The sequence below is a fragment of the Candidatus Poriferisodalis sp. genome (genome assembly GCF_965208925.1).
Lineage (GTDB): Bacteria > Actinomycetota > Acidimicrobiia > Acidimicrobiales > Poriferisodalaceae > Poriferisodalis.
Map to the genome: position 1 here is coordinate 106606 of NZ_OZ242364.1, position 23628 is coordinate 130233.

The window sequence follows — 23628 nt, forward strand, 5'->3', positions numbered from 1 at the left end:
AGCATGAACCCATGGCATCAGAGGTGCCCTCGGGCGAGCGGCACTCCCGCGCGCGCAAGCCGCGCGCCAGCGAGCCTCCTGACGCGCCAGCCGATGACAGCCCGAGCGACGGGCCGCGGCACAGCGGACCGTCGCCCGCCGGTTCCGGGACTCGCCGGCGCAGCGAGCGTTGGCCGCGCTGGTCGATCTGGCTGCTCGCGATGGTGCTGCTGTCGGTGATGTTCCTGCCCGGGCTGCTACGGAGCGAAGGTGGTGAGCCCATCGACTACAGCGCACTCATCGCCGAGGTGCAGTCGGGAACCGTCGGCAGCATCAAGGTGACCAACGGCACCGGCGCGATCACCGGCGAGTACACCGACGGCACGAGGTTCTCCTCCGAGGGGCCTGTTGAGCTGCCCGAGACCGATCTGGAATTGCTGCGCGGGCAGGAAGTATCCATCGAGTTCCACACGGACCGGCCCAACCTGCTCGTCAGCCTGCTGCCGTTCCTGCTGCCGTTCGGCTTGATATTCCTGCTGTTCTGGTGGATGCAGCGGCGGGCGCAGGGCCAGATGTCGGGGATCATGTCGATCGGCCGGAGCAAGGCCAAGACCTACACCACCGAGCGCCCCTCGACGAAGTTCGACGACATTGCCGGCTACGACGGCGTCAAGCAGGAGATCACCGAAGTCGTCGACTTCCTGCGAACTCCCGAACGCTTCACGGCGATTGGCGCCAAGGTCCCCAAGGGGGTGCTGCTGGTGGGCCCGCCGGGCACCGGCAAGACGCTCATCGCCAGGGCGGTCGCGGGAGAGGCCGGTGTGCCCTTCCTGTCGGTGACCGGTTCGGATTTCATGGAGATGTTCGTGGGCGTCGGCGCCAGCCGTGTGCGAGACCTCTTCCAGAGCGCCCGCAAACTGGGGCGAGCGATCATTTTCATCGACGAGATCGACTCGATCGGCCGCAAGCGAGGAGCAGGTCTCGGCGGCGGCCACGACGAGCGCGAGCAAACACTCAACCAGATGCTGGCCGAGATGGACGGCTTCGAGGAAAGCGGCGGCATCGTCATGATGGCGGCGACCAACCGACCCGACATCTTGGATCCCGCTCTGCTGCGTCCCGGCCGCTTCGACCGCCAAGTGGTAGTGCCGCTGCCGGAGTTCTCCGAGCGGCTCGCCATCCTGGAGGTGCACTCGAAGGACAAGAAGACCGACCCCGACGTGCAGTTCGACACCTTGGCGAAGGGCACGCCCGGCATGAGCGGCGCCGACCTGGCGAACCTGGTCAACGAGGCGGCCCTGCACGCGGTGCGGCGCGACTCGGAATCGATCGCCCAGGCAGACTTCGAAGCGGCGCGGGACCGGGTGCTGATGGGCCAGCGTCGCGAGTCGGTGGCGCTGACAGAGCGAGAGCGGGAAGTCACCGCCTACCACGAGGGCGGGCATGCGCTGATCGCCACCCTGTTCCCGCACGCCGACCCTGTCCACAAGGTGACGATCCTGCCGACCGGTCAGGCGCTCGGCGTCACCATGCAGCTGCCCGAGGAACGCCACGCCTACAGCCAGGAGTACATCGAGGATCGGCTGGCAGTGCTGTTCGGCGGCCGCATGGCCGAGGAAACCGTGTTCGGCGTGACTTCGACGGGGGCGGCGAACGACCTCGTGCAGGGCACAGAGCTGGCACGCAAGATGGTCTCCGAATGGGGCATGAGCGACCGCGTGGGGCCAATGGCCTGGGGGTCGCACGCGCAGGTCTTTCTCGGTGAGGATCTCGTGTCTGGGCGCGACTACTCCGACGAAACCGCCCGGGTCATCGACGAGGAGGTCGAGCGGATCCTGCGGACACAGCAGGACCGGGCACGCAACGCGCTCGTCGAGCACCGGGCGGCGCTGGACCGGATCGCAGCGGCTCTGCTCGAGCACGAGACCATCACGGGCGAGCAGATCACCGCGCTCGTGGCCGGCTAGTCGGCGCGGGGCGCGACCTGCGCGAGGGCCGCGGCCAGGCCGGACAGATCGACGCTGCCGACCCAGCCATCCACCACACGGCCGTCCGCATCGGCCACCACCGTCGTCGGCACAGTGTCGATGCTGTGCTGGCGATGCAATCCCCGCCCGGCGCCGAACGGCACTTCGGCGACGGGCAGCCCGGCGCCGGCGGGACCCCGCACCACGGCAAGGGCTGCCTGACAGGTGCGGCAGGTTTCTTCAGTGAACACCACCAGTGCCGGACCTTCCGGGACGCCGACCCCCACAAGATCGATGGCAGGGGGCAGTTCCGACCGCGGCACCGCCGTGGCCGATGCACTGCGGCGGCGCTGGAGGAGCGACGCGACCGCGATCGCGACCACGATCAGGATTGCGGCAATTGCCAGACGCTCCATCAGTTGCTCACCAGGCCACCGGATGCGCCACGCTCAGGCCTGCATCAGAGACTCGAGCCTGCCACACCAGAACTGCGAACGGCGTATCGGACACCAGGAGTCGGGCTGTGCCGCTGGCCAATCGGTGAGTGATGACACCCGATGCCGGCACGTCAATGACCGCGACCGTCTCGCCGCTGAGCGTTCCGACCCGAACGCGTTGGACAGGGCCACGATCGCTGTTCGTGGGGGCTGCTTCAGCGACGTCAGCCAAAGCCCCGGCGTTGCCGGCCGCGAACGAGTCGGTCATGATCGTCAGGAACGCCTCACCACCGGACTGCGGCGCAATGACGACCAGCCACCGGTCGCCCGTCTGGAGGACGCCCGGCACGAAAGCCAATCCCGACTGCGCCCGCAGCACCGGCGGGCGGACCTCGACTGACGGTTCGTCGACGGCCCCGTCAGCGCGGCCGGGCGCGGCGTCGCCGGTTGCACCGCCGGTTTGGGCAACCACGGTGACAGATTCTGCTTCCTGCTCCGCAGCGGCGGAGGCAAGATCCGAATCGGTCCTGATGTCGGTGAGCGGACTCGCCGCGCTGCCGACCAGCGTCTCTGCCCACACGACGAGAGGCACGTCGTTCTGCGAGGCGACGGACACCCCGAAGGGGAGTCCGGGAGCAGCGAGGAGTGTTTCCAGCCCCGGAGTCAGCTCACCAGGCGGCTCGACTTTCAACTCCACGATGTCGTGCGAAGCCACGGCAAAGGCCAGACGGTCGCCCAGCGGGTCGTCGGATATCACCGACGCAGCGACCTCCGCCACATCGTCGGAGGGGTTGAAGATCCGCACCCAGACCTGGGTGTCATCGTCGATGCCGGCGACCGGCACGAGCCAGCGCTCGCCTGTGGCCACCGAGGCCAATTCCGCAGCGAGGCCACGGCGACCGACGCTCCCGTCGTAGGCCACGAGCGAGTCCACTGCGATGCGGCCGGCACGGGCCCGCACCGATGCCGCCACGACGTCTCGACGACGCGCGTGCTCACCGATATTGACGGCGACGGTGCTCCACGCCGGCACCACCACCCCGGTCAGCGCCGGTGCCACGAACGGGCCGAATTCTGCTTCCGAAGCAAACGTGACATCGACGATCGCATCACGTGGCAACGGATTCATGATGGCCAGCACGGTCAGTGCGTCGGCCTGCGTATCGCCGACGGGCACATACCAATCCGGAGCAAGCACGCTTGAGCAGCGAGCTTCGTCAATCCCGAGCGGAGACACGAACCTGCGCGTCACCGCCAGCCCGCCCGACGAAGCCTCCACTAGCGCTCCGGTGACCTCGTCACGCACGTAGTCAGACGTCGTGACCACCCCAGTGCTGTGGGGCGCAACGTCGGCCATCACATACTGCCGCCCCGTTGTGCGTCCCCGGAACTCGACCGACGCCGATGCCACCTCGGCGGTCATGTTCGTGAGCAGCACCTCTGTGGTGACTTCGCCGAAGCCCGGCACAGGTCCTCGCAGGCCGACAAGGGGACAGAACCAACTCGATGTCAGCGCATCGGGCGGTGGCACTGCGACCTGCGCCTGAGCCTGCGGCCCTTCGACCGCAACAGAGGCCGGTGCCCGGTCGTCGCGCGCGTCGACCACCAGCGCCGTCGCCAGCGCCAGCGGAATCAGCAGCCTGGGCAGCCACCGGACCACGCCCATCAGTGCCTGCCTCTGTCCACCGCGGACCCGCCAGCGACGCCGCGCCGCTCCGACTGCCCAGCCGCCCGTCTCCTGAGTACAGAGAGGCGGTCGACGAGGGGGGTGGGCTGGCCGATCGCCACCCAGATCAGCGCCAGCCAGATCAACACCTGTGCAGCGATCCGGTTGGACACGACGGCCGACCGCTGGAAGCGCAGCTCAGCCGGGCCGGCTTGGGGCGGATCGAATCGCATCGCCCAGCCCAGCGCCGGTGCCGGTTCGACTGCTGCAGAGCCCGCGCCGTTCGCGTCGTCAATGTGGAGTCGCCAGCCCGGATCGTAGGAGTCGGCGACCAGCACGGTGCCGGCACCAACCGGTCCGAACTGGCTCGTCGCCGACCGGTAGTCGGTGAGCACGCCGATCCCGTCGGTCAAATCGCTTACGACGAGATCTACCGGGTCCGCAGCGAAACCCGCCGGGATCGGTTGGGAGAACTGCGACCGCGACGACCACCACGCCTCGTTGCGGAACACCTGCACCGAGGGATCCGCTGCCAGCGGGCGCAGATCGATCTGCGAGGCGAGCGCTTCGGAGACCGCCGCGGACACCGGCCGGACCCATCCGTCGGCATAGGAGGGCCCGGAGCGTTCTACCACCACGACATACCGGACGCCGAACGATCCCAGCAGCCGTCCCAGTCGCAGCGTGTCACCTGCCAACCCGACCCGCACGGCGTTTGCCAATCGCTCATCGCCGGGTGCCTGCGGTGTCGCCCACGAGTGCCGGATGTCGGGATACCCCCGCACCGACGTCCCCATGGCGAGTCCCTCCACGCCGACATCGGTGCCTCGCAACGGCAGCACCTCAGGAGCGCCGAGCCAGAGCACCCGGTAGTCAGGCCCGACGTCCCGGTCATCAACCAGTCCCAGCGGCACCCGGTGGTCGAAGCTCGGCGCCGACCAATCGCCGTCGATCGATGCCCACGCCGTGGGGAGCACCATGGCGCCCACCGCGATCCCGCTCAGCAATATCATGGCGCTGCGGATCCGGGGTCGTGCATCTCCGTCGGCGATCGCCAAGGCTGCAGGTCCTCCTGCGGCGGCCCAGCACAAGCCGACTGCCCCGAGTGCCAGAGACACTTCGGCGAGCGAGAGCCCTGGCGTCGCGCCGCCGATCAGCTCATCCGCCCAGCCGGCCACGATGGCCCATGCGAGCGCGAAGCCGACCAGCGCCACTAGCCAGCCACGCACCGCCAACCACAGCCGGCCTCCGCTGCCGACCAGAAGCGGCACTGCGGCAGCAGCCAGCAAACCCCAGCTGAGCGGCAGATCACCAAGCGGGCCGGTCTGGAACCGCAGCAGCTCCCCGAGCGTTGACGGCGTCGACGAGGTGCGGCCGCCGAGCGAGACATCCAGGTAGGCGCGCAATGAACCGAACTCGAGCAGCCAGGGAAGATGCGCCGCCCCCGCAAGCGCCACAGCCAACGCGACCCGCAGCAATCCCGCAATCGGCGCACCGAGCGGCTCGCGGCGTGGCACGCGACGCACCAGTTCGACAACCGTGAGCACCACCCCCGCGACGGCGGCCAGCGCGACGATGAACGGCTCGAAAGCTGCCGCAACAGCAAGCAGCAAAGCGAGCGATGCCACTCTGGCTGCGGTGCCGCGCCGAGATCCGTCGCGTGGCGGTCGAGCAGCCGACGTGCCCACCAGGCGGCTGGTGAGCAGCACAATCACAGGTGCAGTTCCGTACGCCAGCAGCACATCCCAGCGGCCGGCCGCCAGGGCGTTGTACGGCAATGGGCACACGGCGTAGAGCACGAGAGCGATCAGCCGGCCATTGCGGTTCGGCCCGTCCCCATCTGCTCCGGCAGCACACAATCGCCACATGCCTACGGGGCCCGCGAGCACGAGGCCCCATATGGCGATGTTTCTCAGCAATCCGACGGCACCGAGCAGCACAGTGCCGCCGACGCCGAGCAATCCCATCGCCGCAGGGCCGATCCCTGCGGCACCGACCCCGCTGTCACGCCAGCCATCCGAGTACGCCCCGAGCATGGTGCCGACATCGGGGAAGTGTGCGAATTGGCCGAATGCGCCGATACCGCCGGTGAGCAAGTGGCGTGAACCGAACGCGATCAGCCCGAGCACCCCCAGCCAGACCACCCACACCGTTCGGTGCGCGTTGCGTCTCCAGGTGCCCAGGATGCTCTCGTCGATCGTGGTCCGTGCCGCGAGGCCGCCTTCGGGACTCAAGCGGTAGCGGAACCAGTCGGCGACACGTACCGAGCCGCCCTGCTGCAGCCGGCGCAGATCTGCGTCTCGTACCCGCCGGTAGCGCTTGGCAGCGCCGCGCAGGGCAAACGTGCCCCCGAGGTGGCGCGCGTTCCAGAGCCATGCCAGTGCGACGTCTGAGGCCTGAGCGAACCGCCCGCGCAGCGTGGCCAAGAGCACCTCGCCAGCAGCGAGCACTGCCGCGAGAACCACGGCTGGCAGCAAGTGCACCCACCCGTAGCACTTCGCCATGCTGCGCAGGCGGGCCCGATGCTCGTGCTGGCGCGCCGAGGGCCCGTGGGTGGGCGGCGCCGTGTGGAACCGCACTGTCCCGGTTGCAGACGGCACAACTCGGACCCGCGCGCCGGAGAGCTGGATCCGCCAGCACAGATCGACGACAGCGCCGTCGCCTTCGAGCGCTGGATCGAAGCCGCCGACGATGCGGAAGATGTCCTCCCGCACGAGTATCGCCTCGGTGGGCGCCACGAAGAGATCACGGGCCTCATCGTGCTGTTCTTGGTCGAGCTCGTCCTGTCCGGCGACGGGAATCCGGACGCCGAGACGGTCAGCGGTGCCGCCGAGATCGCGCAGCGTCAAGCCGTCCTCGGCGTCGAGCAGCTTGGGACCGGCGATGCCGACGATCCGGCCCGGGACGTTCTCGGCATCGTCGATCAGGATGCTGATGGCATCGGGTGCCAGCGCGACGCGATCGGACAGGAAGAGGAGGTAGTCGGCTCCACGAACCAGCGACGATCCCCGATTGTTTACGGCGCCCATTCGCCGGCGATGCGCGCCGCGGCGACCCCTGCGGGACGACACCGGATCGGCGACCGCGGCGGTGGGGAGCAGCTCGCGGACCCGACGCCCCTGCTCGCCCGCCGCGTCGCACAACACCAGCACGGCAAGCCGCGGGTAATCCTGCGCCGCGAGCGCGCGCAACGCAGCCTCGGTATCGGACCAACGCGAGCCCGCGGTGACGATGGCAGCAACCGCCGGCGGCGGCGCCGGCACGGCCGGTTCCGCTGCAACGGGCAGCGGCAGCTCCTCCGATGTCGGCGAACTCACGGGCAGCTCATTTCTCCCACCGCCGCGCTCCCCCTCAGCGCACCGATTCGGCAGCGACGACGCCGGGTCCCGCCCGTGAGGTGCGGTAGTCGGGCGCGTCTCCGTAGTTGAAGCTGGTTCCGTCGCTCCACACCAGCCAGTAGCCGTCGCCGCTGGCGGTGGCGGCGAATCCGACGGTCCGCAGCCGATTCTGGCGGTCGGCGCGATCGCCGTGATGGTCTGCCGTGCCGATGGCGTGCACGGCCGTGTCGGCGCCGGCGAGCCAATAGCCCGCACCGTCCAGTGCGGCGGCGAGACCGATCCCGACCATGCCGGCGCGCAGCAGCGGCCCACAGCCGTGATCCCGCGCATCGCCGAATGCCAGGACGCGGCCGTCATCGAGCGCCATCCAGTAGCCGTCGCCGGTGGGCGAGGATTCGATGTCGACCACGTCCGCAGCCAGCCCGAGATGCGCGATGGCGCCCCAGTGCCCGGCCGCGCCGAAGGCGAACACGTGGCCCCGGCCGGTCGCGAGCCAGTAGCCGTCACCGGCCGGATGCGCAGCCATGGCCACGACGCGCTCGCCCCTCCCCGCACCGACGGAGTTTCCGTGATAGGTGGCACTGCCGAACGACTGGACGTCGCCGCCGGAGGTTGCGAGCCAGTAGCCGTCACCGGCCGGATGCGCAGCCATTGCGGTGAACCGTTCAGACGAAGACGGCGGCGTGCCGTTGCCGAGATGCTCCGCGGATCCGTCGGCGAGAACGGTGCCGTCTGACTTCAGCACCCAGAGGCCCGGGTCAGTCGCCTCCGTCGTCGGATCCGGGTCCGCGGACACAGGACGCTCGCAGGGCTGGCCGTCAGGAAACTGGGGAAAGCGGTACCAGTCAGACCGCAGGGAGAACCTCTTGCGGAAAGGATCGCGTGCCCAGCGATTCCACTGCCCGTTCTCCACGCCGGAGTGCCCCTCGAAGTCCTCGATGCCGTCGGTGCCCACGATGCGCATGCCGCGGGTCCGCCCGCCCCACGCGCCATTGCCATTGCGGTGCGTGACCTGGATGCAGACGAGGCTGCCGATGCTCGGGTAGGCGGCCTCGATATCCGATCTGCTGATCCGGATCTCCCATGCATGGTTGGCATTGCCGGCCGTCGAGTCGCCGAGATCCTGAACGCCGGGAAATCGCGAGCCCTCGTCGAGCCCGGCCGTCCAGCCGCCGCTCGAAGCGTGATACTCGGCGAAGGCGATCGATCCGTTGTCATGGACACGGATATGTCCGGCGGTGTTGAGGATCGCCGTGTTGGTGTGGATGTAGCGGGAACCATGGTCGAGCGCCTGCCCGTCGCGCGCGGCACCGCCGTACACCTGACAATTCCACCAGTCGCAGGTGTCGGTGAACCTTCCCTGGCTTCCGCTGCTCGCGCGCGAGGCTGCGAGCGAGAGCACATATGAGCGCGCCGCGATGGCCTGCGCCTCGAGGGCGGCAATGCCCCGGCCATCGCCCGCAGTACCCCACTCGGGAATGCTCTCGCGGGGCACGACGCCGCGCAGGTACTGCTCCAGCGGGACCCGGTTGAACGAGAACGGGCCGTTCTGGTCGACCACTCCGAGCGTCCCCCGGTACGCGACCCGCCTTGACTCCACCGCCGTGTCTCGCCCGTCGCAGTAGATCATCACCAGGAACTGCGACTGGTCGTCTACGGCGTAGTCGCTGTTGGCCGGGACGGCTTCGATGTAGCGATCGCCGCGGCGGCTCGACGCGGCAAGCCTGTCGGCGACGAGGTCGCCACGGCGCCCGCAGCCGGCGTTCGAGCGCAGCCAGAACGCGCCGGAGCTGACGCCGAGCCGCACGACATCGCCGCCGTCGAAGTGCTCGTCGGCCACGGTGAACGCCGAGGCAGATGTGACGAGCAGGTCGTTGCGGTCGTTGCCGGTGAGATGCACCCAGACGTCTGGATTGCTCGCATCGGACTCGGTGGTGTTGCTGTAGTAGTGCTGGACGATCTGGTCGCTGGACCATCGATGGTCCACTGCATAGCCCAGCGCACCCCACTGGCTGAGCCCGTTGCCGTGTCCGAAGCCCCGGCCCTCCACGACGATCACACTCGGAGCCAGCTGCGGCGACTGGATCTTCGCCGGCTGTGCGCCTGCCGGCGGCACCGCGAACGTCAAGGTTCCCGCCGCCAGCGCACATGCCACGGCCATGCCGGCGAGCCGGCGCCGCCTTGCCGGGGCGCGCCGCGACATCGGGAGTTCCCGCACCCCTGTAGTGGTACCGGCCTGCAGGCAGTGCAGGTCGGATATCGCCCCCATTCGGATGGGCCCCCCTCGACGCAGCTTGCCGCTGCGGGTCCAGGATGTCCGCATCGGGATCGTCACGTCAGCTTGCGCCGCTCGATCTCAATGTCGTTCGTGACCATCGACGTCACCAGCTCTTCGAATGACATCTGGGGCGCCCACCCCAGCAATCGTGCAGCCTTGGATGCATCGCCGACCAGCAGGTCGACCTCTGCAGGCCGGAAGAACCGGGGATCGATCCGCACGTAACGCTCCCAGTCGTCGATGCCGGCTGCGGCGAAGGCGAGCTGCACGAAATCGCGCACGGCATGCGTCTGGCCCGTTGCGATGACATAGTCGTCGGGCTCGGGCTGGGAGAGCATGAGATGCATCGCCCGCACGTAGTCGCCAGCGAAACCCCAGTCGCGCTTGGCGTCGAGGTTGCCGAGCGCCACCTCGTCCTGCAGTCCGAGCTTGATGCGTGCGACGGCGTTGGTGACCTTGCGAGTCACGAATTCGAGCCCGCGCCGGGGCGACTCGTGATTGAACAGGATGCCGCTGCAGGCGTACAGCCCGTAGCTCTCGCGGTAGTTCACGGTGGTGTTGTGCCCGAACACCTTGGCCGAGCCGTAGGGGCTGCGCGGGTGCAGTGGCGTCAGCTCGTTTTGAGGCGTCTCGCGTACCTTGCCGAACATTTCGCTGGAGGAGGCTTGGTAGAAGCGGATCGGGTTGTCGACGCCGCCCACGAGCCGGATGGCCTCGAGCAGTCGCAGCACACCCAGACCGGTGACGTTGGCCGTCAGCTCGGGCTGCTTGAACGACAGCGCCACGAAGCTGATGGCGCCGAGGTTGTACACCTCGTCGGGTTGGGTGTACTCGAGCGCCGCAATGAGCGACGCCAGATCAGCGAGATCGCCCGGCACGAGCTCGACATAGGGCAGATCAGCCGCCATCGTCTCCGATCGCGGGTTGCGCTGCCCCGTGATCAGCCCGACCACCCGGTATCCCTCGCCGTGCAAGTGCTCGGCCAGGTATTGGCCGTCCTGGCCGGTGATTCCGGTGATGAGGGCCGTCGGCACGGGTCAGCTCCGGTTCTCCGATTGCCCCGCAGGCGTGTGGGGCGCAGTTCAGGGTACGGGTCACCGTTGACGCTGTGAAGTCAGCTCCGAGGCGACGCCGCGGCCCACGCGGCCCGTGAGCCCGTATCCAATGAGAATGGGAAACACGAGCGGCACGACAGCCCTCACTCGCGTCGCCGACGGGTTCCGGTACGGTGCCGCGAATGGCACTTCGCGCGGGGCTCAGCTTCCGCGGCTGGATTCGCTCGCTGCGGGCGCTGGCAGCAGTGCTGCTGGCCGGCACCGCGCTCGCCGGGATAGCAGGCCAGGCAGGCGCAGCGTCGCGGGTCGACACGGATCGGCTGTGGGGTGCCGACCGCTACGAGACCGCGGCGGAGATCGCGGAGGAATACACCGCCGCTTCCGGGCCCATCGACACAGCAATCGTGGCCTCCGGCGAAGCGTTCGCCGACGCACTGGCAGCCACCCCGCTCGCACGCACGCGCAACGCGCCGATCCTGCTGTCACCGCCAGATGCGCTGCATCCCGCGACCCGCGAATTCATCGAGCGGCACCGGGTGGACAACATCATCATCGCCGGCGGCACCAACGCTGTTTCTCTTGAGGTCGAAAATGTGCTGGCCGGCTTGATCAGCGGCAGGCCTGAGCGGTTGGCGGGATCGGATCGCTACCGGACCGTGGTCAACATCGCCCGCAAGATCAACGCCGGCCAGATCGGCAGCTTTTGCAGCGATGGTCGCCGTACCGCCCTGCTGGCGACCGGGGAGAAGTTCGCCGACGCCTTGGCACTGTCGCCGCTGGCCTACGCGGGCCCGCATCCGGTGCTGCTGACGGCACCTGGTGAGCTGCACGCAGCCGTCAGGGAGTTCGTCGCCGACTACGCCATCGAACAGGTGGTGATTGCCGGCGGAACGGCGGCGGTCTCGGCGTCAGTCGAGGCTGAGCTTGCTGCTCTTGGCATCGAGATCCAGCGCATGTGGGGGCAAGACCGCTTCGCGACCGCTGCAGAGATCGCCGGGGAGCTCGCTGATCGCTGCTTCGGGTCCGACGAGTTCGGTCTTGCAGACGGCCGGAAATTCCCAGATGCGCTGGTCGGCGGCGCACTGCTGGGTCTGCGGCGTGCACCGCTGCTGCTGGCAGAGCCGGTATTGCCCGATGCGACTCGCCGATTCCTGGCAGGCCCGGTTCCCGATGCGGGCACCGTGCAGCTCACGATCTTCGGCGGCACCGCTGCGGTGCCCGATTCGGTGGCGGCCGCAGCGGTCGATGCACTGCGGGGCTTGGACCGCGAGTGCGATCCCCGCACGGACGCATCCGGAGTGCCGCGTGACGTGACGGTGCTTCCGCTCAACGGCGCCCTCGAAGTCAGCTGGAACCCCCCGGCCACGGTCGGAAGCGACCCCCCGTCCGGCTACCGGATCAGGTACCGGCCCGTCGGCGGGCAGTGGATCACGACGCGCGATGTCAGCTCGCCCGCAGCCATCTCAGGACTGCAGAACACTGCCCTGTACGAGGTGCAGGTACGCGCCGACGGCAGCGGCTACGAGGTGTGGAGTCCGAGCGGCTACGCGACCCCCTCGGATGCGGCGAGTATCGCCGCGTCGGCCGCTTCAGGCGGCGTCAGCCATAGCCACCGTGCCGCGGCAGTATCGCTGGCCGCCAGCCCGCCGGCGAACACCACCTCGCCAGACTGTCCGCCCGGGGCCACGTCGGCATGATCGCCGCTCGCCCGGCAACGGTTGCCGTGCTGGCCGGAGGCGTCGGCGCGGCCCGGTTCCTCCGCGGACTGCTGCGCATCCGCCGGCCCGCCGATGTCACCGCGATCGTCAACGTCGGCGACGACTTCACCTTGCACGGCCTCAACATCAGCCCAGATCTGGATACGGTCACCTACACGCTTGCGGAGCAGATCAATCCCGAGACCGGCTGGGGCCGTGCCGGCGAGACCTGGCGTGTGCTCACCGAGCTGGGGCGGCTCGGCGGGCAGGACTGGTTCAAGCTCGGCGATCTGGACCTTGCACTGCACCTGTTCCGCACGCAGCGCCGCAGCGAGGGTGCGTCCCTGTCGCAGGTGACCGGCGAGATTGCCGCCAGCTTCGGGCTCGAGCTGACGCTGCTGCCGGTCAGCGACGACCCCATCGCCACCCGCATCACGCCGGCTGAGCCCGACGGGGCTGCGGAGATCGACTTCCAGGACTACTTCGTCGCCCACCAGCACGGCATCGCCGTGCGCTCGGTTCGCTTCGCGGGAATCGAGTCGGCCCAGCCGGCGCCAGGCGTGCTGGACGCCCTGAGCAGCGCCGGCACCGTGGTGGTCGCTCCGTCGAACCCGTTTGTCTCGATCGGCCCCGTCATCGACGTGCCCCAGGTGCGCGAGACATTGTGCAGCCGGCGGGACAGCGTGGTAGCCGTGTCGCCCATCGTGGGCGGCGCGTCGATCAAGGGGCCTGCAGGCGCAATGATGCGCGAGCTGGGCCACGAACCCAGCGTCGCCGGCGTGGCGCGGCTCTACGCCGCATTCGCCGGCACGCTGGTGATCGACCACGCCGACGCCGAACTCGCTCCCGCCGTGGCCCAAGCGGGGATGACACCGGTGGTGACCGACACGATCATGGCCGATCCGGACCGTGCGGCCAGGCTGGCCACTGCAGCGCTGGAAGCAGCAGGCGCAAGGAACATCACATGACCATCGAATTGCATCCGCTCGAAGGCATCGACGAGATCACGCTCGGCACTGATCTTGGGGCAGTGATCGCCGATGCCTGCGAGGCATCGCCTGCCGGTCTGGTTGACGGCGACGTGCTCGTCGTGACGCAGAAGATCGTCTCCAAGGCTGAGGGAGCGATGGAGCAGATCGACCCCAACGACCCGCTGTCGCACAAGCCGCTGGTCGAGCGTGAGTCGGTCCGCATTCTGCGCCGGCGCGGCGACCTCATCATCAGCGAGACCAAGCACGGATTCATCTGTGCCAACGCAGGCATCGATCTGTCCAATGTCGAACGGGGCTACGCCGCGTTACTGCCCGATGACAGCGACCGCTCTGCCAACAAGATCCGTGATCGCATACGGGCGCTGTCGGGGTGCACCGTCGGGGTGATCATCTCCGACACGTTCGGGCGTCCCTGGCGGCGCGGCGTCACCGACGTGGCCATCGGCTGCGCCGGCATTGCTGCCGTCGTCGACCTGAAGGGCACTGCCGATGCACTGGGGAGGGAGCTGATGGTTACCGAGGTGTGCGTGGCCGACGAGATCGCCTCTGCTGCCGACCTGGTGTGCGGCAAGGCGCGGGGCGTGCCGGTCGCGATCGTGCGGGGGGTCGACCCGGGTTGGCTGCGGCGTGCCTCGGTGCGCTCGGAGATCATCCGGGATCCCGCAGAGGACCTGTTCCGCTAGCTGGCAGGCACCGGCTCGGGCGTCGGTTGGCGCTGCGCGCGCAGCACGGCGCCCGGGCCGACCTGCTCGCCGTTGCCGACCACCGAATAGTCGCAGAGCGTTGCCCCGGCTCCCACCGCAACGCCTGCGCCGAGCACCGAATCGATCACGATGGCGCCGGCGGCGAGACGGCAGCCGTCGCCCACGACTGAGCGCTGCACGACAGCACCGGGTCCGATCTCGCACCCGTGGCCGATCACCGACGTGCGTATCTGCGCCGCGGGATGAACGCCGACTGGCACCCCGGCGTCCACTACTTCGGCACCGGGGCGCCGGCCCGCCAGAACGTCCAGGTTGGCAGCCAGATATTGCTGCGGCGTGCCCGTGTCGAGCCAGTAGGTGTCATCAACCAGTGCTGCCAGCGCCCCGTCCGCGGCGATCTGGGGGAAGATCTCCCGTTCGATGGAGACGGCCCGGTCGGGCGCGATGCGATCGAGCACTGCGGCACTCAGCACGTAGGTACCAGCGCTGATCGTGGGCCGATCGCCGCCGTGCGGCGGCGCGGCGGGGGCAGAACCCGGTTCCGGCTTCTCTGAGAACGACAGCACCCGGCCCGATGGGTCGGCCACCACAAGGCCGTACGGCGACGGATCGGCAACCGGCTGCAGCGCAATGGTGGCTTCGGCTGCCGAGCTTGTATGACGGCTCACCAGGGCGCCCACGTCGAGGTCGGTCAGCACGTCGCCATTGAGCACCAGGAAGGTGCCCGTAATGCCGCTGGTCTCCGCAGCAAACCGGACGGCTCCCGCCGTGCCGCGCGGGTCAGGCTCGACTGCCACCCGATACGCAAGCTGCCCGATGCGACCGTGCGGGTAGGCCGCGGTGAACGCTTCGGCCCGGTAACCGAGCGAGAGCACGATCTCGGTGATCCCGTGCCGGTGCAGGTGCTCGCAGACCCACTCGATCATCGGCCGCCCGCACACGGGCAACATCTGCTTGGGAGTGTCGTTGGTCAACGGACGCAGCCTGGTGCCGAAGCCGCCCAGCAGCAGAATCGCCTTCATGGTGGAGGCGCCGCGGGCTAGCCCTCTGCGGGCTCGGAGGTTTCCGCGGGCCCCGACGTGGCAGGAAGGTCGCCTTCGACCGGCTCGCTGTCGCTGCCGTCGTCAAGTACCGGTCCCTCTTCGGTCGAACCGTCGATCAGCGGCTGATCCTCGGGCGGCAGATTGAGGTAGGCCCGCAGGAATGCGTCGTCGGGTCGCGGAACGTCTGCGTTCTCGATGCTCGGGTGGACGAATGCGAACACGAAGATCTGACCATCGTCGAGGAAGCGCACATCGCGCAGATCCTCGGTGAACGCGAGCGCCTTTTCCGCCTGCAGGGTCTCCCAGCGCATGATCCGCAGCTCTGCGCCCGGTTCGGCGACGTCGGGATCGTCGCTGTCGGGATCGGGCGATGCACAGCCCTCGCCGGACTCGTCGAGGATGGTCCCGTCGGGCAGCTCGATCCTCGAGTCGGTCAACTCGAACTCGATCTCCCGCATGAATGCACCCACGGTGGCGAACTGACCTGTCACGCCGGTGTGGAAGGGGTGAATGTGGATGAGCCCGTCACCATGCGTGTGGATGCCCGACTGGTCATCGACGTCGTTCGGGTACAGGTCGAGGATGAAATCGTCGCAGTCGTAGATCGCGTAGAGCGAGTGCCAGTGATCGCCGAGGCGCGGCGGGCCTGCCGGCGCATTCGAGGACCGCTCGTTGCGGGCCACCAGGATCAGCACGACGCCCAAGAGGACGACGAGCAGCATTGCCGCCGGGAACAGGATGTCGCGCCGGGGGCGAAAGCTCCTGCCGCTCCCGCCGGCGCTCGCTGCTTTGGCAACCTTCTTGGCAGCGGCTGATCTCGCCATACGGGGCGACAAGCTACCGGCGCTCAGCGCCGATGGGTGCGCCCGCTGCGGGGGCGGCAGCGCCCTCTGCTCCCGCGATCCAGCAGGTCGCAACGTCGCAGAGCTCACTGCCGCCCCCGCAGCTATCGCGGCAGTGCCTTGCCGCGTGGGCGCTTAGCGGCGGCCGAGGCCCTCGTAGGCGAAGCCTGCGGCGCGCAGCTGGTCGGCGTCGAGCAGGTTGCGTGCGTCCACGACACGCGCCGCCGCCATCTCCGACGCTGCCCGCTCCCAGTCGAGGGCAGCGAACTCGGGCCACTCGGTGAGCACGACTGCCACATCGGCACCATGCAGGGCCTCGAACGCCGATCCTCGAACGTCTAGGGCCGCTGGCAGCTGCGAAACGATGTCGGGACGGTCGTCGAGATTGACCAGCGCCGGGTCATACGCCACGAGGCGCGCGCCCGACGCGCCGAGCCGCTCGGCTACTCGCAGTGCGGGAGAACCGCGCAGATCGTCGGTGCCAGCTTTGAAGGTGAGGCCCATCACGGCCACAGCGACACCGTCAAGGTCGACAGATCCCGAGGCTCCGTCGCCGGCATCGGGATCGGTCACCGTGCCGGGCTCGCCCCCGACCATCCGGGCGACCTTCGCCACCACCCGGTCGAGCTGCTGCTCGTTGACCGTGATGACACCTTCGAGCAAGTCGAAGACGTAGCCAGCGTCGTTGGCGACCGATACCAGGGCACGGGTGTCCTTCGGCAGGCACGAGCCGCCCCAGCCGGGTCCGGGTTGGAGGTATGCCGAGCCGATGCGGTGATCGGTGCCCACCCCGGCGAGCACTGTGTCAACGTCGGCGCCGACCGCCTCGCACACGGCGGCGAGCGCATTCACGAACGAAACCTTGGCGGCCAGAAACGCGTTGGCCGCGTACTTGACGGTCTCGGCCGACGTGGGATCGCTGAGGATCACCGGCGCTTCTACGCCGGCATACAGCGCCGCGACCCTGCGTGCTACCGAGAGATCCTCGGCTCCGATGACGATCCGGTCAGGAGAGAGGAAATCGGCCACCGCCGAGCCTTCCCGCAGAAACTCAGGATTCGACGCCAACGCCACATCGGTGCGCCCGAGCGCCGCGGCAATCTTCGGTGCGGTTCCGACCGGCACCGTCGACTTCGTCACCACCACCGAGCCGGGCCGCAGCCGCGGCGCCACCGAATCGAGTGCCGCCAGCAAGTAGCTGAGCTCGGTCTCGCCATCGGCACGCAGCGGAGTCGGCATGCAGACGAAGACGAAATCGCACGTGGCTGCAACGGATTCGGCCGAGATCACGAACCGCAGGCGACGTTCGGCAATGCCCTCGGCGACGAGGCGATCAAGATCGGCTTCGCGTATCGGGACCACGCCGGCCGACAACGACGCCACCTTGGCCCGGTCGATGTCCGCGCAGATGACGTCATGGCCGAGGTGGGCGAAGCACGCGGCCGTCGTGAGTCCGACGTAGCCGGCGCCGACGACGAGGATGCGGTGTTCGGGCCCGGGCGATGTGCCGCTCATGACGTCAACTCATCGGCCGAGGGCACGTCGACTCTCCGGTAACCGGGATCGATGCGCGGCGGTTCATCGCCGACATGCAGGATCACCGTGGTTGCGTCAAGCTCGGCATGGCCGGCGAATTCTGGCACAGGCAGCAGGTGACTGGCCAGCAGCCCAGCCGCGAGCCGTCCCTGCGGGGCCAGATAGACGACGGTGGCCCCAGGATCGTGCGAGGTGCCCTCGGGCACCGGCCCCGCCGCTTCTGCATTGAATCCGAGCTCGCTCAGCCTGGCAGCCACCTGGTGCCGCGCCGTCCCGGTGACCTGCACCCGCACGCGCGACTCGACGATGTCGTCCCAGCCGATGCCCCGGAATACCTCCAGCACGCGTTGATTGTGCTCTGCACGCTGCGGGTCAAGCCCGAGCGACCACCTCACGGGCTCGTGCACGTCCACGACCCGCAGCTGGTAATCCTCGATGTCAGCATCGACATCGATGCCGGCGAACTTGTTCGCAAGTCTCCGGCCGTCGCTCACGATTCCCAGCGTGTCGGACGTGGACAGGTGGTCGGCTGCGATGTCCAGCACTGCGAGCAGGTTGATCGGGTTGGCGAGCAACGCCGGTGCGACGTGCGCAGCGGCGGTGCGCATGAATTCGCGCTGGCGGTTGGTGCGGGCAAGATCGTTCCAGGCTCCGTGCTGCTGCCAGGTTCCGTCAGGCAGCTGTTCCTCGAGATGACGGCTGCGGACGTAGGCGAGCGCCTGCCTGCCGTCGAGGAGATGGGTGCCCGCACCAGTGACGAACCCGCTCCGGCTCTGCGTCTGATCGGTGGCGTTGTCTTGCGGCTGATCACGCAACGGTCGGTCGTAGGTCATCTCGACGCCGCCCACCGCGTCCACCAGCCTCAGGAACGCCTGGAAGTCCACTTCGATGAAGTGCTGCAGCGTGATGCCGAGGTTCTCCTCGACGGTGTCGATCAGGCGGGCAGCGCGCCCCGCGGTGGTGCGGTCGCGGTTGTAGGCGCTGTTGATCTTGGCGATGACGCCGGTGCCCGCGATGTCGCTCGTGCCGGCGATCTCTGCCGCCAGGTCGCGCGGGATGGACATCATCGCTGCGGTGCCGTCGTCGCGCAGACGGATCACCATGATGACATCCGCCAGCCGATTGTGATCCGAGTGGCCGGCGCGCAGCGGATCGTCGGCAGCGAGTCCCAGTGGGCTGTCGGTGCCGACAAGCAGGTAGTTCTCCCCGGCCGGCCCGCCCGGCAGCACCGGCTCACCCGCAGCAAGACTACCGGCGCTTGACGAGCCCGAGAGCTCATCCTGCTCGCCGCCGGACACGACATCGTCAGCGCTGGAGTCGTCGCCAAGGCCCGCGACGCCCCCGCCGGTCACGCCGTCAGGATTCGCCGCGACGGTGCGCGAATGGCCGATCAACACGTCGGCCGCTGTCACTGGCCGCTGGGGAGCGGATGTCAGTACATCGGCCAGCTCGTGTCGTTCGATCCGTCCGAGCTGCAGCAGCACGAATGCAGACGCACCCGTCGCGATCGCCCCGACGAGAGTCAATACCGCCAGCGAGACCAGAATGAGGCGGGCCCGCCAGCTGCGTTGGCTCACTCAGCTGCCTCGGACAGGGCCTCGCTCAGGGATGGGTACACGAACAGGCTCTCGGCGATGTCCTGGACTCGCAGGTTCGCGCTGACGGCGAGTGCCACCACGGAGATCAGCTCGGCCGCATGCCGGCCCACGATGGAGCCGCCCAGCACCTGACCGGTGAGCGGGTCGGAGACAATCTTCACGAAGCCGCGGGGATTCTCCTCGATCAGCGCCTTGGCGTTCGCACCGAACGGCACCTTCGTGACACGGATCTTGCGGCCTGTGGCGAACGCCTCCGCCTCGGCGAGCCCGACATCGGCAATCTCGGGCTCGGTGAAGATGGCCGAAGCCGCCTTGTCGTAGTCGAGATGGCGGTGCGGCCGGGTCTCGTGCAGGCCCATCGCGTGCTCAACGATCTTGCGGCCCTGCATCGCTGCGACCGACGAGAGCGGCAGCTTGCCCGACAGGTCGCCTGCGGCATAGATGCTCGGCACCGACGAACACAGGTTGTGGTCCACCTCCACGTACCCCTCGCCGTCCACTCGCACCTCGGTGTTCTCCAGCCCCAAGCCGTCGCTGTTGGGGATCGAGCCGATGGCGAGCAGGGCGTGTGTGGCCCGTACCGTGCGGCCGTCGCTGCACACCACCTCGACCGCGTCGCCGTCCCGCACGATGCTCACCGCACGTGCGCCCTTGAGCATGGCGACGCCGAGATCGCTGAAGGTCTGCTCCAGCACCGCGGCAGCTTCAGGATCTTTGTGGGGCAGCACTTGCTGCCGGCTCACGATCAGCGTGACCCGGGAGCCCAGCGAGGTGAACATGTGCACGAACTCGACACCGGTCACCCCCGAGCCCACCACCACGAGATGTTCGGGCAGCTCTGCGGGCGGATAAGCGTCGCGGGTGGTCAGGACCCGCTCGCCGTCGATGGGCGCCCACTCGGGGATGCGGGGACGGCTGCCGGTTGACAGCACGACGACATCGGCCGACAGCTCCACCGCCCCGTCGGCGGTGTCTGCGCAGACTTCGTTAGGCCCGAGCAGACGGCCCGAGCCCGACAGGATCCGCACGCCCTGGCTGACCAGCATCTGGCGGGCAACCTCGGCGAGGCGGTCTTCGATGTCGCCGATGCGCTGACGAAGGTGCGGGGTGTCCACCGACGTGGACACATTTGCGAGACCCAGCTCGTCGAGATGACCGGCAAAGCTGAGCGCCGAGCCGGTGGCAATCATGGTCTTGGATGGCACGCAATCGCGCAGGTGGGCGGACCCGCCCACGATGTCGCGCTCGATGAGTGTCACGTCTGCGCCGTAGCGCGCCGCATAGGTGGCTGCCGCGTGACCCGCCGGGCCACCGCCGATCACGACGAAGCGCTTCTGGGCCATGGACTCGCAGCGTACCGGTGCTCTCTGGCGCCACTGCCGTCGCGCCGTCCTTTACTTCCCGCTCTTGTTCCCGACTTCGATTCGATACGGGCTCACGGGCCGCTCGGGCCACGGCTTCGCCGTCCGGCTCAGCCTCTGGCGACTAGCTCAGTTCAGCGTGGGGCTGCAGAGTCCGTCGAGCTCGCTGACGGCGATGCGCTCGCGGTTGTCGTAGGTGACCTCATTGGCGGGGTCTGGACGCAGCCGGAACTCGCGGAACGTCATCTCCAGCGAGTCGAAAGCGATGATGCGGCCCGACAGCGAATCGCCGACGCCGAGGATCAGCTTGATGGTCTCGAGCGCCTGGATCGAGCCCACGATTCCTGGCAACACCCCGAGCACACCGGCCTCCGCGCACGACGGGGCGAGTTCCGCCGGCGGCGGCTCGGGCAGGTAATCGCGATAGGTCGGCCCATGCTGCGGATCGAACACGGTGACCTGGCCCTCGAAGCGGAAGATCGAGCCGTGCACCACGGGAATGCCCAGCTTCACCGAGGCGTCATTGAGCAAGTACCGACTCGGGAAGTTGTCCGCGCCGTCCACGATCACGTCCCAACCCGACAGGATCTCCAGCACGTTGTCGGCGCCGAGCCGCGTGTCGTAGGTGACCACGTTGACGTCGGGATTCAGCGCAGTCAGCGTCTTCTTGGCCGAGTCCACCTTGCGGTCGCCGACACGGTCGACGTTGTGGAGAATCTGGCGCTGCAGGTTGGACTCGTCGACCACATCCATGTCGATGATGCCGAGCGTGCCGACACCGGCGGCTGCCAGGTAGAGCGCCGCAGGCGAGCCGAGGCCGCCAGCGCCGAGCATGAGCACCCTGGCGTCGAGCAGCTTGAGCTGGCCTGCCTCGCCTACCTCGGGAAGCAGCAGGTGTCGCTGGTAGCGGTTGCGCTGCTCGGCACCGAGCGAGGCCGGCGTCGACCATGGCCGGCCTTCGTCCTTCCACTGGCCGAAGCCGCCGTCCATGGACACTGCGTTCGGGTATCCCAATTCAGCGAGCGTCTTCGCAGCGAAAGCCGAACGCACGCCGCCTGCGCAATAGACGATGATCTCGGCATCGTGATCGGGCAGCCGGTTCTCGATCTGCGCCTCGAGATGCCCGCGTGGGATGTGAATTGCGTCGGCCAGCGCACCCTGCTCGTACTCGTCGGGCTCGCGCACGTCGAGCACCACGGGCGAACGGCCGGCAATCCACTCGGACGCCGTGGCCGTCGTGATCTCGGTGATCTCGCGCTTGGTCGCTGTCAGCAGTTCGCGGAACGAGGGCATCGGGGCCTCCCTGTTCGTCGCTTGGTGTCGCGTTCGATAGCGCCCAGTCCTGCGACCAGGCTCAGGCCCTAAATCCTACCTATCAGGTCAACTTTTCTTCACCCGCGGTGTGTTCTCCCACAATCGCGCCGATTCTCAACCCCAAGCGCTCCAGCCAGTTGGTCGGGATTTAGTGCCGCCGCAGATCTGGGGGAGCACTTCGGAGATGGATCGGCGGAGCACCATGTCGGCGAGGTGGTCCATCTCGGTGGGCTCCGCATTGACGATCACGACACGCGCGCCTGCCGATTTCGCCGTCGGCACCACCGCAGCGATCGGATACACGGCCAGCGTCGTTCCCACCGCCAGCATCAGGTCGCAGTTCTCCGCTGCGATCTGTGCTCGCAGCAGGTCTCGCGCCACAAGCTGCTGGCCGAAGCTGATCGTGGCGCTCTTGAGAATCCCGCCGCACTGCGGACACGGCGGGTCATCCTCGCCGAGCCGCACCCGATCGAGCACCACCCCCATGTCAGCGCGGTATTCGCACTCCAGGCAGGCAACCTCGCGGATGGTGCCGTGCACCTCGACGATCTTGTCGGGGTCGGATCCGGCGTCGTGATGCAGCCCGTCCACGTTCTGCGTCAGCAGCGACACCAGCTTGCGACGACGCTCGAGCTGCACGAGAGCTCGGTGCCCGTCGTTGGGTTCGGCACCCCACGCACGGTGATCCATGCGCGCCCGCCAGGCCAGCACACGCACCTCCGGATCGGCCAGATAGTTCTGCAGCGTCGCCTGCTTCTCGGCGGCGGGGTTCTTGGTCCAGACACCATTGGGGCCGCGGAAGTCCGGAATTCCCGAGTCGGTGGAGATCCCGGCGCCAGTCAGCACCGTGATGGCGCTTGCCTCGTCGATCCACCCAGCCACAGTCCGGACATCGTCGTCGGTGCCAGAACTCGTTTCGGGCCCTGTGCCCGTCTCAGCTGGATTCATGCCTCACAGTCTGACTGATCGCGGGGTGCCGGGTTCCCCCAGTCTTGTGTGATTAAAAACATATTTCATGATGTATAAATATTTTTTGATATATAACAGTTGCATTGCACACGAACGGCGATCGCGGCCGAACGCGACACGAGACGCCCAAGGAGACCCGCATGAGAACCGACGAGAAGCCCACGACTCCCCCGCCTCGGGCCGCCAGCGGCGACGCCGCGGCGACCACGCTGCAACTCGTCGGCGGCACGGCGACTGCGCAGGGCGAGCCGCTGCGTGTGCTGCTGGCGCGGCCGTGGGATGACCCCAGCCTGTGGCGCCGTGGCCACGATCCGCGCTCGGCCTACGTGGAGCGCTTCTGGGTAGCCATCCTGGGACCGAGCGCCGTCTGGCTTCTGCGCCTGCTGGCACGGGAATTCGACGAGCTGGCTCCAGGCGAAGACCTGCAGCTGGATCTCGACTCCACCGCTCGGCGACTCGGGCTCCAGCACCGCGGCGGCCGCACGAGCAGCTTCATGCGCACCATCGACCGTTGTGCCATGTTCAATCTGGCGTGCTTCACCGACGACGCCGTGCTGATAGTGCGCAGGCGCCTTCCGCCCGTGCCGCGCCGGCTGTACGACCGGATGCCCCAGGAGCTCCGTGACGAGGTCGGACGCTGGTCCCGCACCGATGCGGGTGCGGACTTCTCGGTCGGCGAGTCCCGCCTGCTCGCTTCATGCATGTTGATGCTCGGCCACGGCCTGCACGAGTCAGCCGAACGCCTGGTGACGCTGGGACTCGCGCCCAATGCCGCCAACGAGGCAACGGCGTGGGCATGGGCGCAGCACTGCACCCGCTCCCGTCCGCGTCGGCGCAGCTAGCCGCCCGGCG

At 68.3% G+C, this 23628-nt stretch carries 17 protein-coding genes; 5 read left to right on the forward strand and 12 right to left on the reverse strand.

The genetic code is table 11. The features are described 5' to 3' along the window. Positions 1–11 precede the first annotated feature (11 nt). Positions 12–1946 (forward strand): ATP-dependent zinc metalloprotease FtsH, encoded by a 1935-nt coding sequence (ftsH, locus tag ACOGI5_RS00405; protein WP_419862497.1) that lies wholly within the window; start codon positions 12–14, stop codon positions 1944–1946. On the opposite strand, the gene ACOGI5_RS00410 is transcribed toward ftsH, so the two are convergent. From ACOGI5_RS00410 to ACOGI5_RS00430, 5 genes are all read right to left on the reverse strand, one after another. After that, a complete protein-coding gene (locus ACOGI5_RS00410; RefSeq protein WP_419862498.1) occupies positions 1943–2362 on the reverse strand; it encodes a hypothetical protein in 420 nt (139 codons plus the stop codon). The two genes, ftsH and ACOGI5_RS00410, sit on opposite strands and share 4 nt — an antisense overlap. 7 nt (positions 2363–2369) lie before the next feature. Then, positions 2370–4049 carry a hypothetical protein gene (locus ACOGI5_RS00415; protein ID WP_419862499.1) on the reverse strand — a complete coding sequence of 560 codons (1680 nt, stop codon included), beginning with the start codon at positions 4047–4049 and terminating at the stop codon, positions 2370–2372. Further along, positions 4049–7366, reverse strand: a complete 3318-nt coding sequence (locus ACOGI5_RS00420) for a hypothetical protein (protein ID WP_419862500.1) — start codon at positions 7364–7366, stop codon at positions 4049–4051. The genes ACOGI5_RS00415 and ACOGI5_RS00420 overlap by 1 nt, the downstream gene beginning before the upstream one ends. Positions 7367–7400: 34 nt before the next feature. Beyond that, on the reverse strand, positions 7401–9590 hold the full coding sequence (locus tag ACOGI5_RS00425; RefSeq protein ID WP_419862501.1) for a SpoIID/LytB domain-containing protein: 2190 nt from the start codon (positions 9588–9590) through the stop codon (positions 7401–7403). A gap of 128 nt (positions 9591–9718) precedes the next feature. Continuing rightward, positions 9719–10699: a GDP-mannose 4,6-dehydratase gene (locus tag ACOGI5_RS00430; RefSeq protein ID WP_419862502.1), complete on the reverse strand. Its 981-nt coding sequence runs from the start codon at positions 10697–10699 to the stop codon at positions 9719–9721. A 203-nt stretch (positions 10700–10902) separates the two neighbouring features. Between ACOGI5_RS00430 and ACOGI5_RS00435 the strand changes: the two genes are divergently transcribed. The 3 genes from ACOGI5_RS00435 to cofE are packed head-to-tail and all read left to right on the forward strand — an operon-like array spanning position 10903 to position 14092. Next, on the forward strand, positions 10903–12417 hold the full coding sequence (locus tag ACOGI5_RS00435; RefSeq protein WP_419862503.1) for a cell wall-binding repeat-containing protein: 1515 nt from the start codon (positions 10903–10905) through the stop codon (positions 12415–12417). Beyond that, a complete protein-coding gene (cofD, locus tag ACOGI5_RS00440; RefSeq protein ID WP_419862504.1) occupies positions 12414–13385 on the forward strand; it encodes a 2-phospho-L-lactate transferase in 972 nt (323 codons plus the stop codon). Before ACOGI5_RS00435 ends, cofD begins: the two co-directional genes overlap by 4 nt. Next, positions 13382–14092: a coenzyme F420-0:L-glutamate ligase gene (gene cofE / locus ACOGI5_RS00445; protein ID WP_419862505.1), complete on the forward strand. Its 711-nt coding sequence runs from the start codon at positions 13382–13384 to the stop codon at positions 14090–14092. Before cofD ends, cofE begins: the two co-directional genes overlap by 4 nt. On the opposite strand, the gene ACOGI5_RS00450 is transcribed toward cofE, so the two are convergent. The 7 genes from ACOGI5_RS00450 to ACOGI5_RS00480 all read right to left on the reverse strand — a co-directional run bounded on the left by ACOGI5_RS00450 (position 14089) and on the right by ACOGI5_RS00480 (position 22755). Then, complete coding sequence (locus tag ACOGI5_RS00450; protein ID WP_419862506.1) at positions 14089–15135, reverse strand: sugar phosphate nucleotidyltransferase; 1047 nt, start codon at positions 15133–15135, stop codon at positions 14089–14091. The two genes, cofE and ACOGI5_RS00450, sit on opposite strands and share 4 nt — an antisense overlap. Before the next feature lie 17 nt (positions 15136–15152). Then, entirely contained in the window at positions 15153–15980 is an 828-nt protein-coding gene (locus tag ACOGI5_RS00455) for a hypothetical protein (RefSeq protein WP_419862507.1), read from the reverse strand. A gap of 153 nt (positions 15981–16133) precedes the next feature. Then, on the reverse strand, positions 16134–17513 hold the full coding sequence (locus ACOGI5_RS00460) for a UDP-glucose dehydrogenase family protein (RefSeq protein WP_419862508.1): 1380 nt from the start codon (positions 17511–17513) through the stop codon (positions 16134–16136). Then, positions 17510–19111, reverse strand: a complete 1602-nt coding sequence (locus ACOGI5_RS00465; protein WP_419862509.1) for an LCP family protein — start codon at positions 19109–19111, stop codon at positions 17510–17512. The genes ACOGI5_RS00460 and ACOGI5_RS00465 overlap by 4 nt, the downstream gene beginning before the upstream one ends. Continuing rightward, the gene (locus ACOGI5_RS00470; protein ID WP_419862510.1) at positions 19108–20475 is read right to left on the reverse strand and encodes an FAD-dependent oxidoreductase; all 1368 of its coding nucleotides are present in this window, start codon (positions 20473–20475) and stop codon (positions 19108–19110) included. Before ACOGI5_RS00470 ends, ACOGI5_RS00465 begins: the two co-directional genes overlap by 4 nt. Before the next feature lie 147 nt (positions 20476–20622). Continuing rightward, positions 20623–21786, reverse strand: coding sequence for a molybdopterin-synthase adenylyltransferase MoeB (moeB, locus tag ACOGI5_RS00475; RefSeq protein WP_419862511.1), 1164 nt, complete (start codon positions 21784–21786; stop codon positions 20623–20625). 135 nt (positions 21787–21921) lie between these two features. Beyond that, entirely contained in the window at positions 21922–22755 is an 834-nt protein-coding gene (locus tag ACOGI5_RS00480) for an SIR2 family NAD-dependent protein deacylase (RefSeq protein WP_419862512.1), read from the reverse strand. A gap of 161 nt (positions 22756–22916) precedes the next feature. On the opposite strand from ACOGI5_RS00480, the gene ACOGI5_RS00485 reads away from it, so the two are divergent. Beyond that, the gene (locus ACOGI5_RS00485) at positions 22917–23618 is read left to right on the forward strand and encodes a hypothetical protein (RefSeq protein ID WP_419862513.1); all 702 of its coding nucleotides are present in this window, start codon (positions 22917–22919) and stop codon (positions 23616–23618) included. Positions 23619–23628 lie beyond the last annotated feature (10 nt).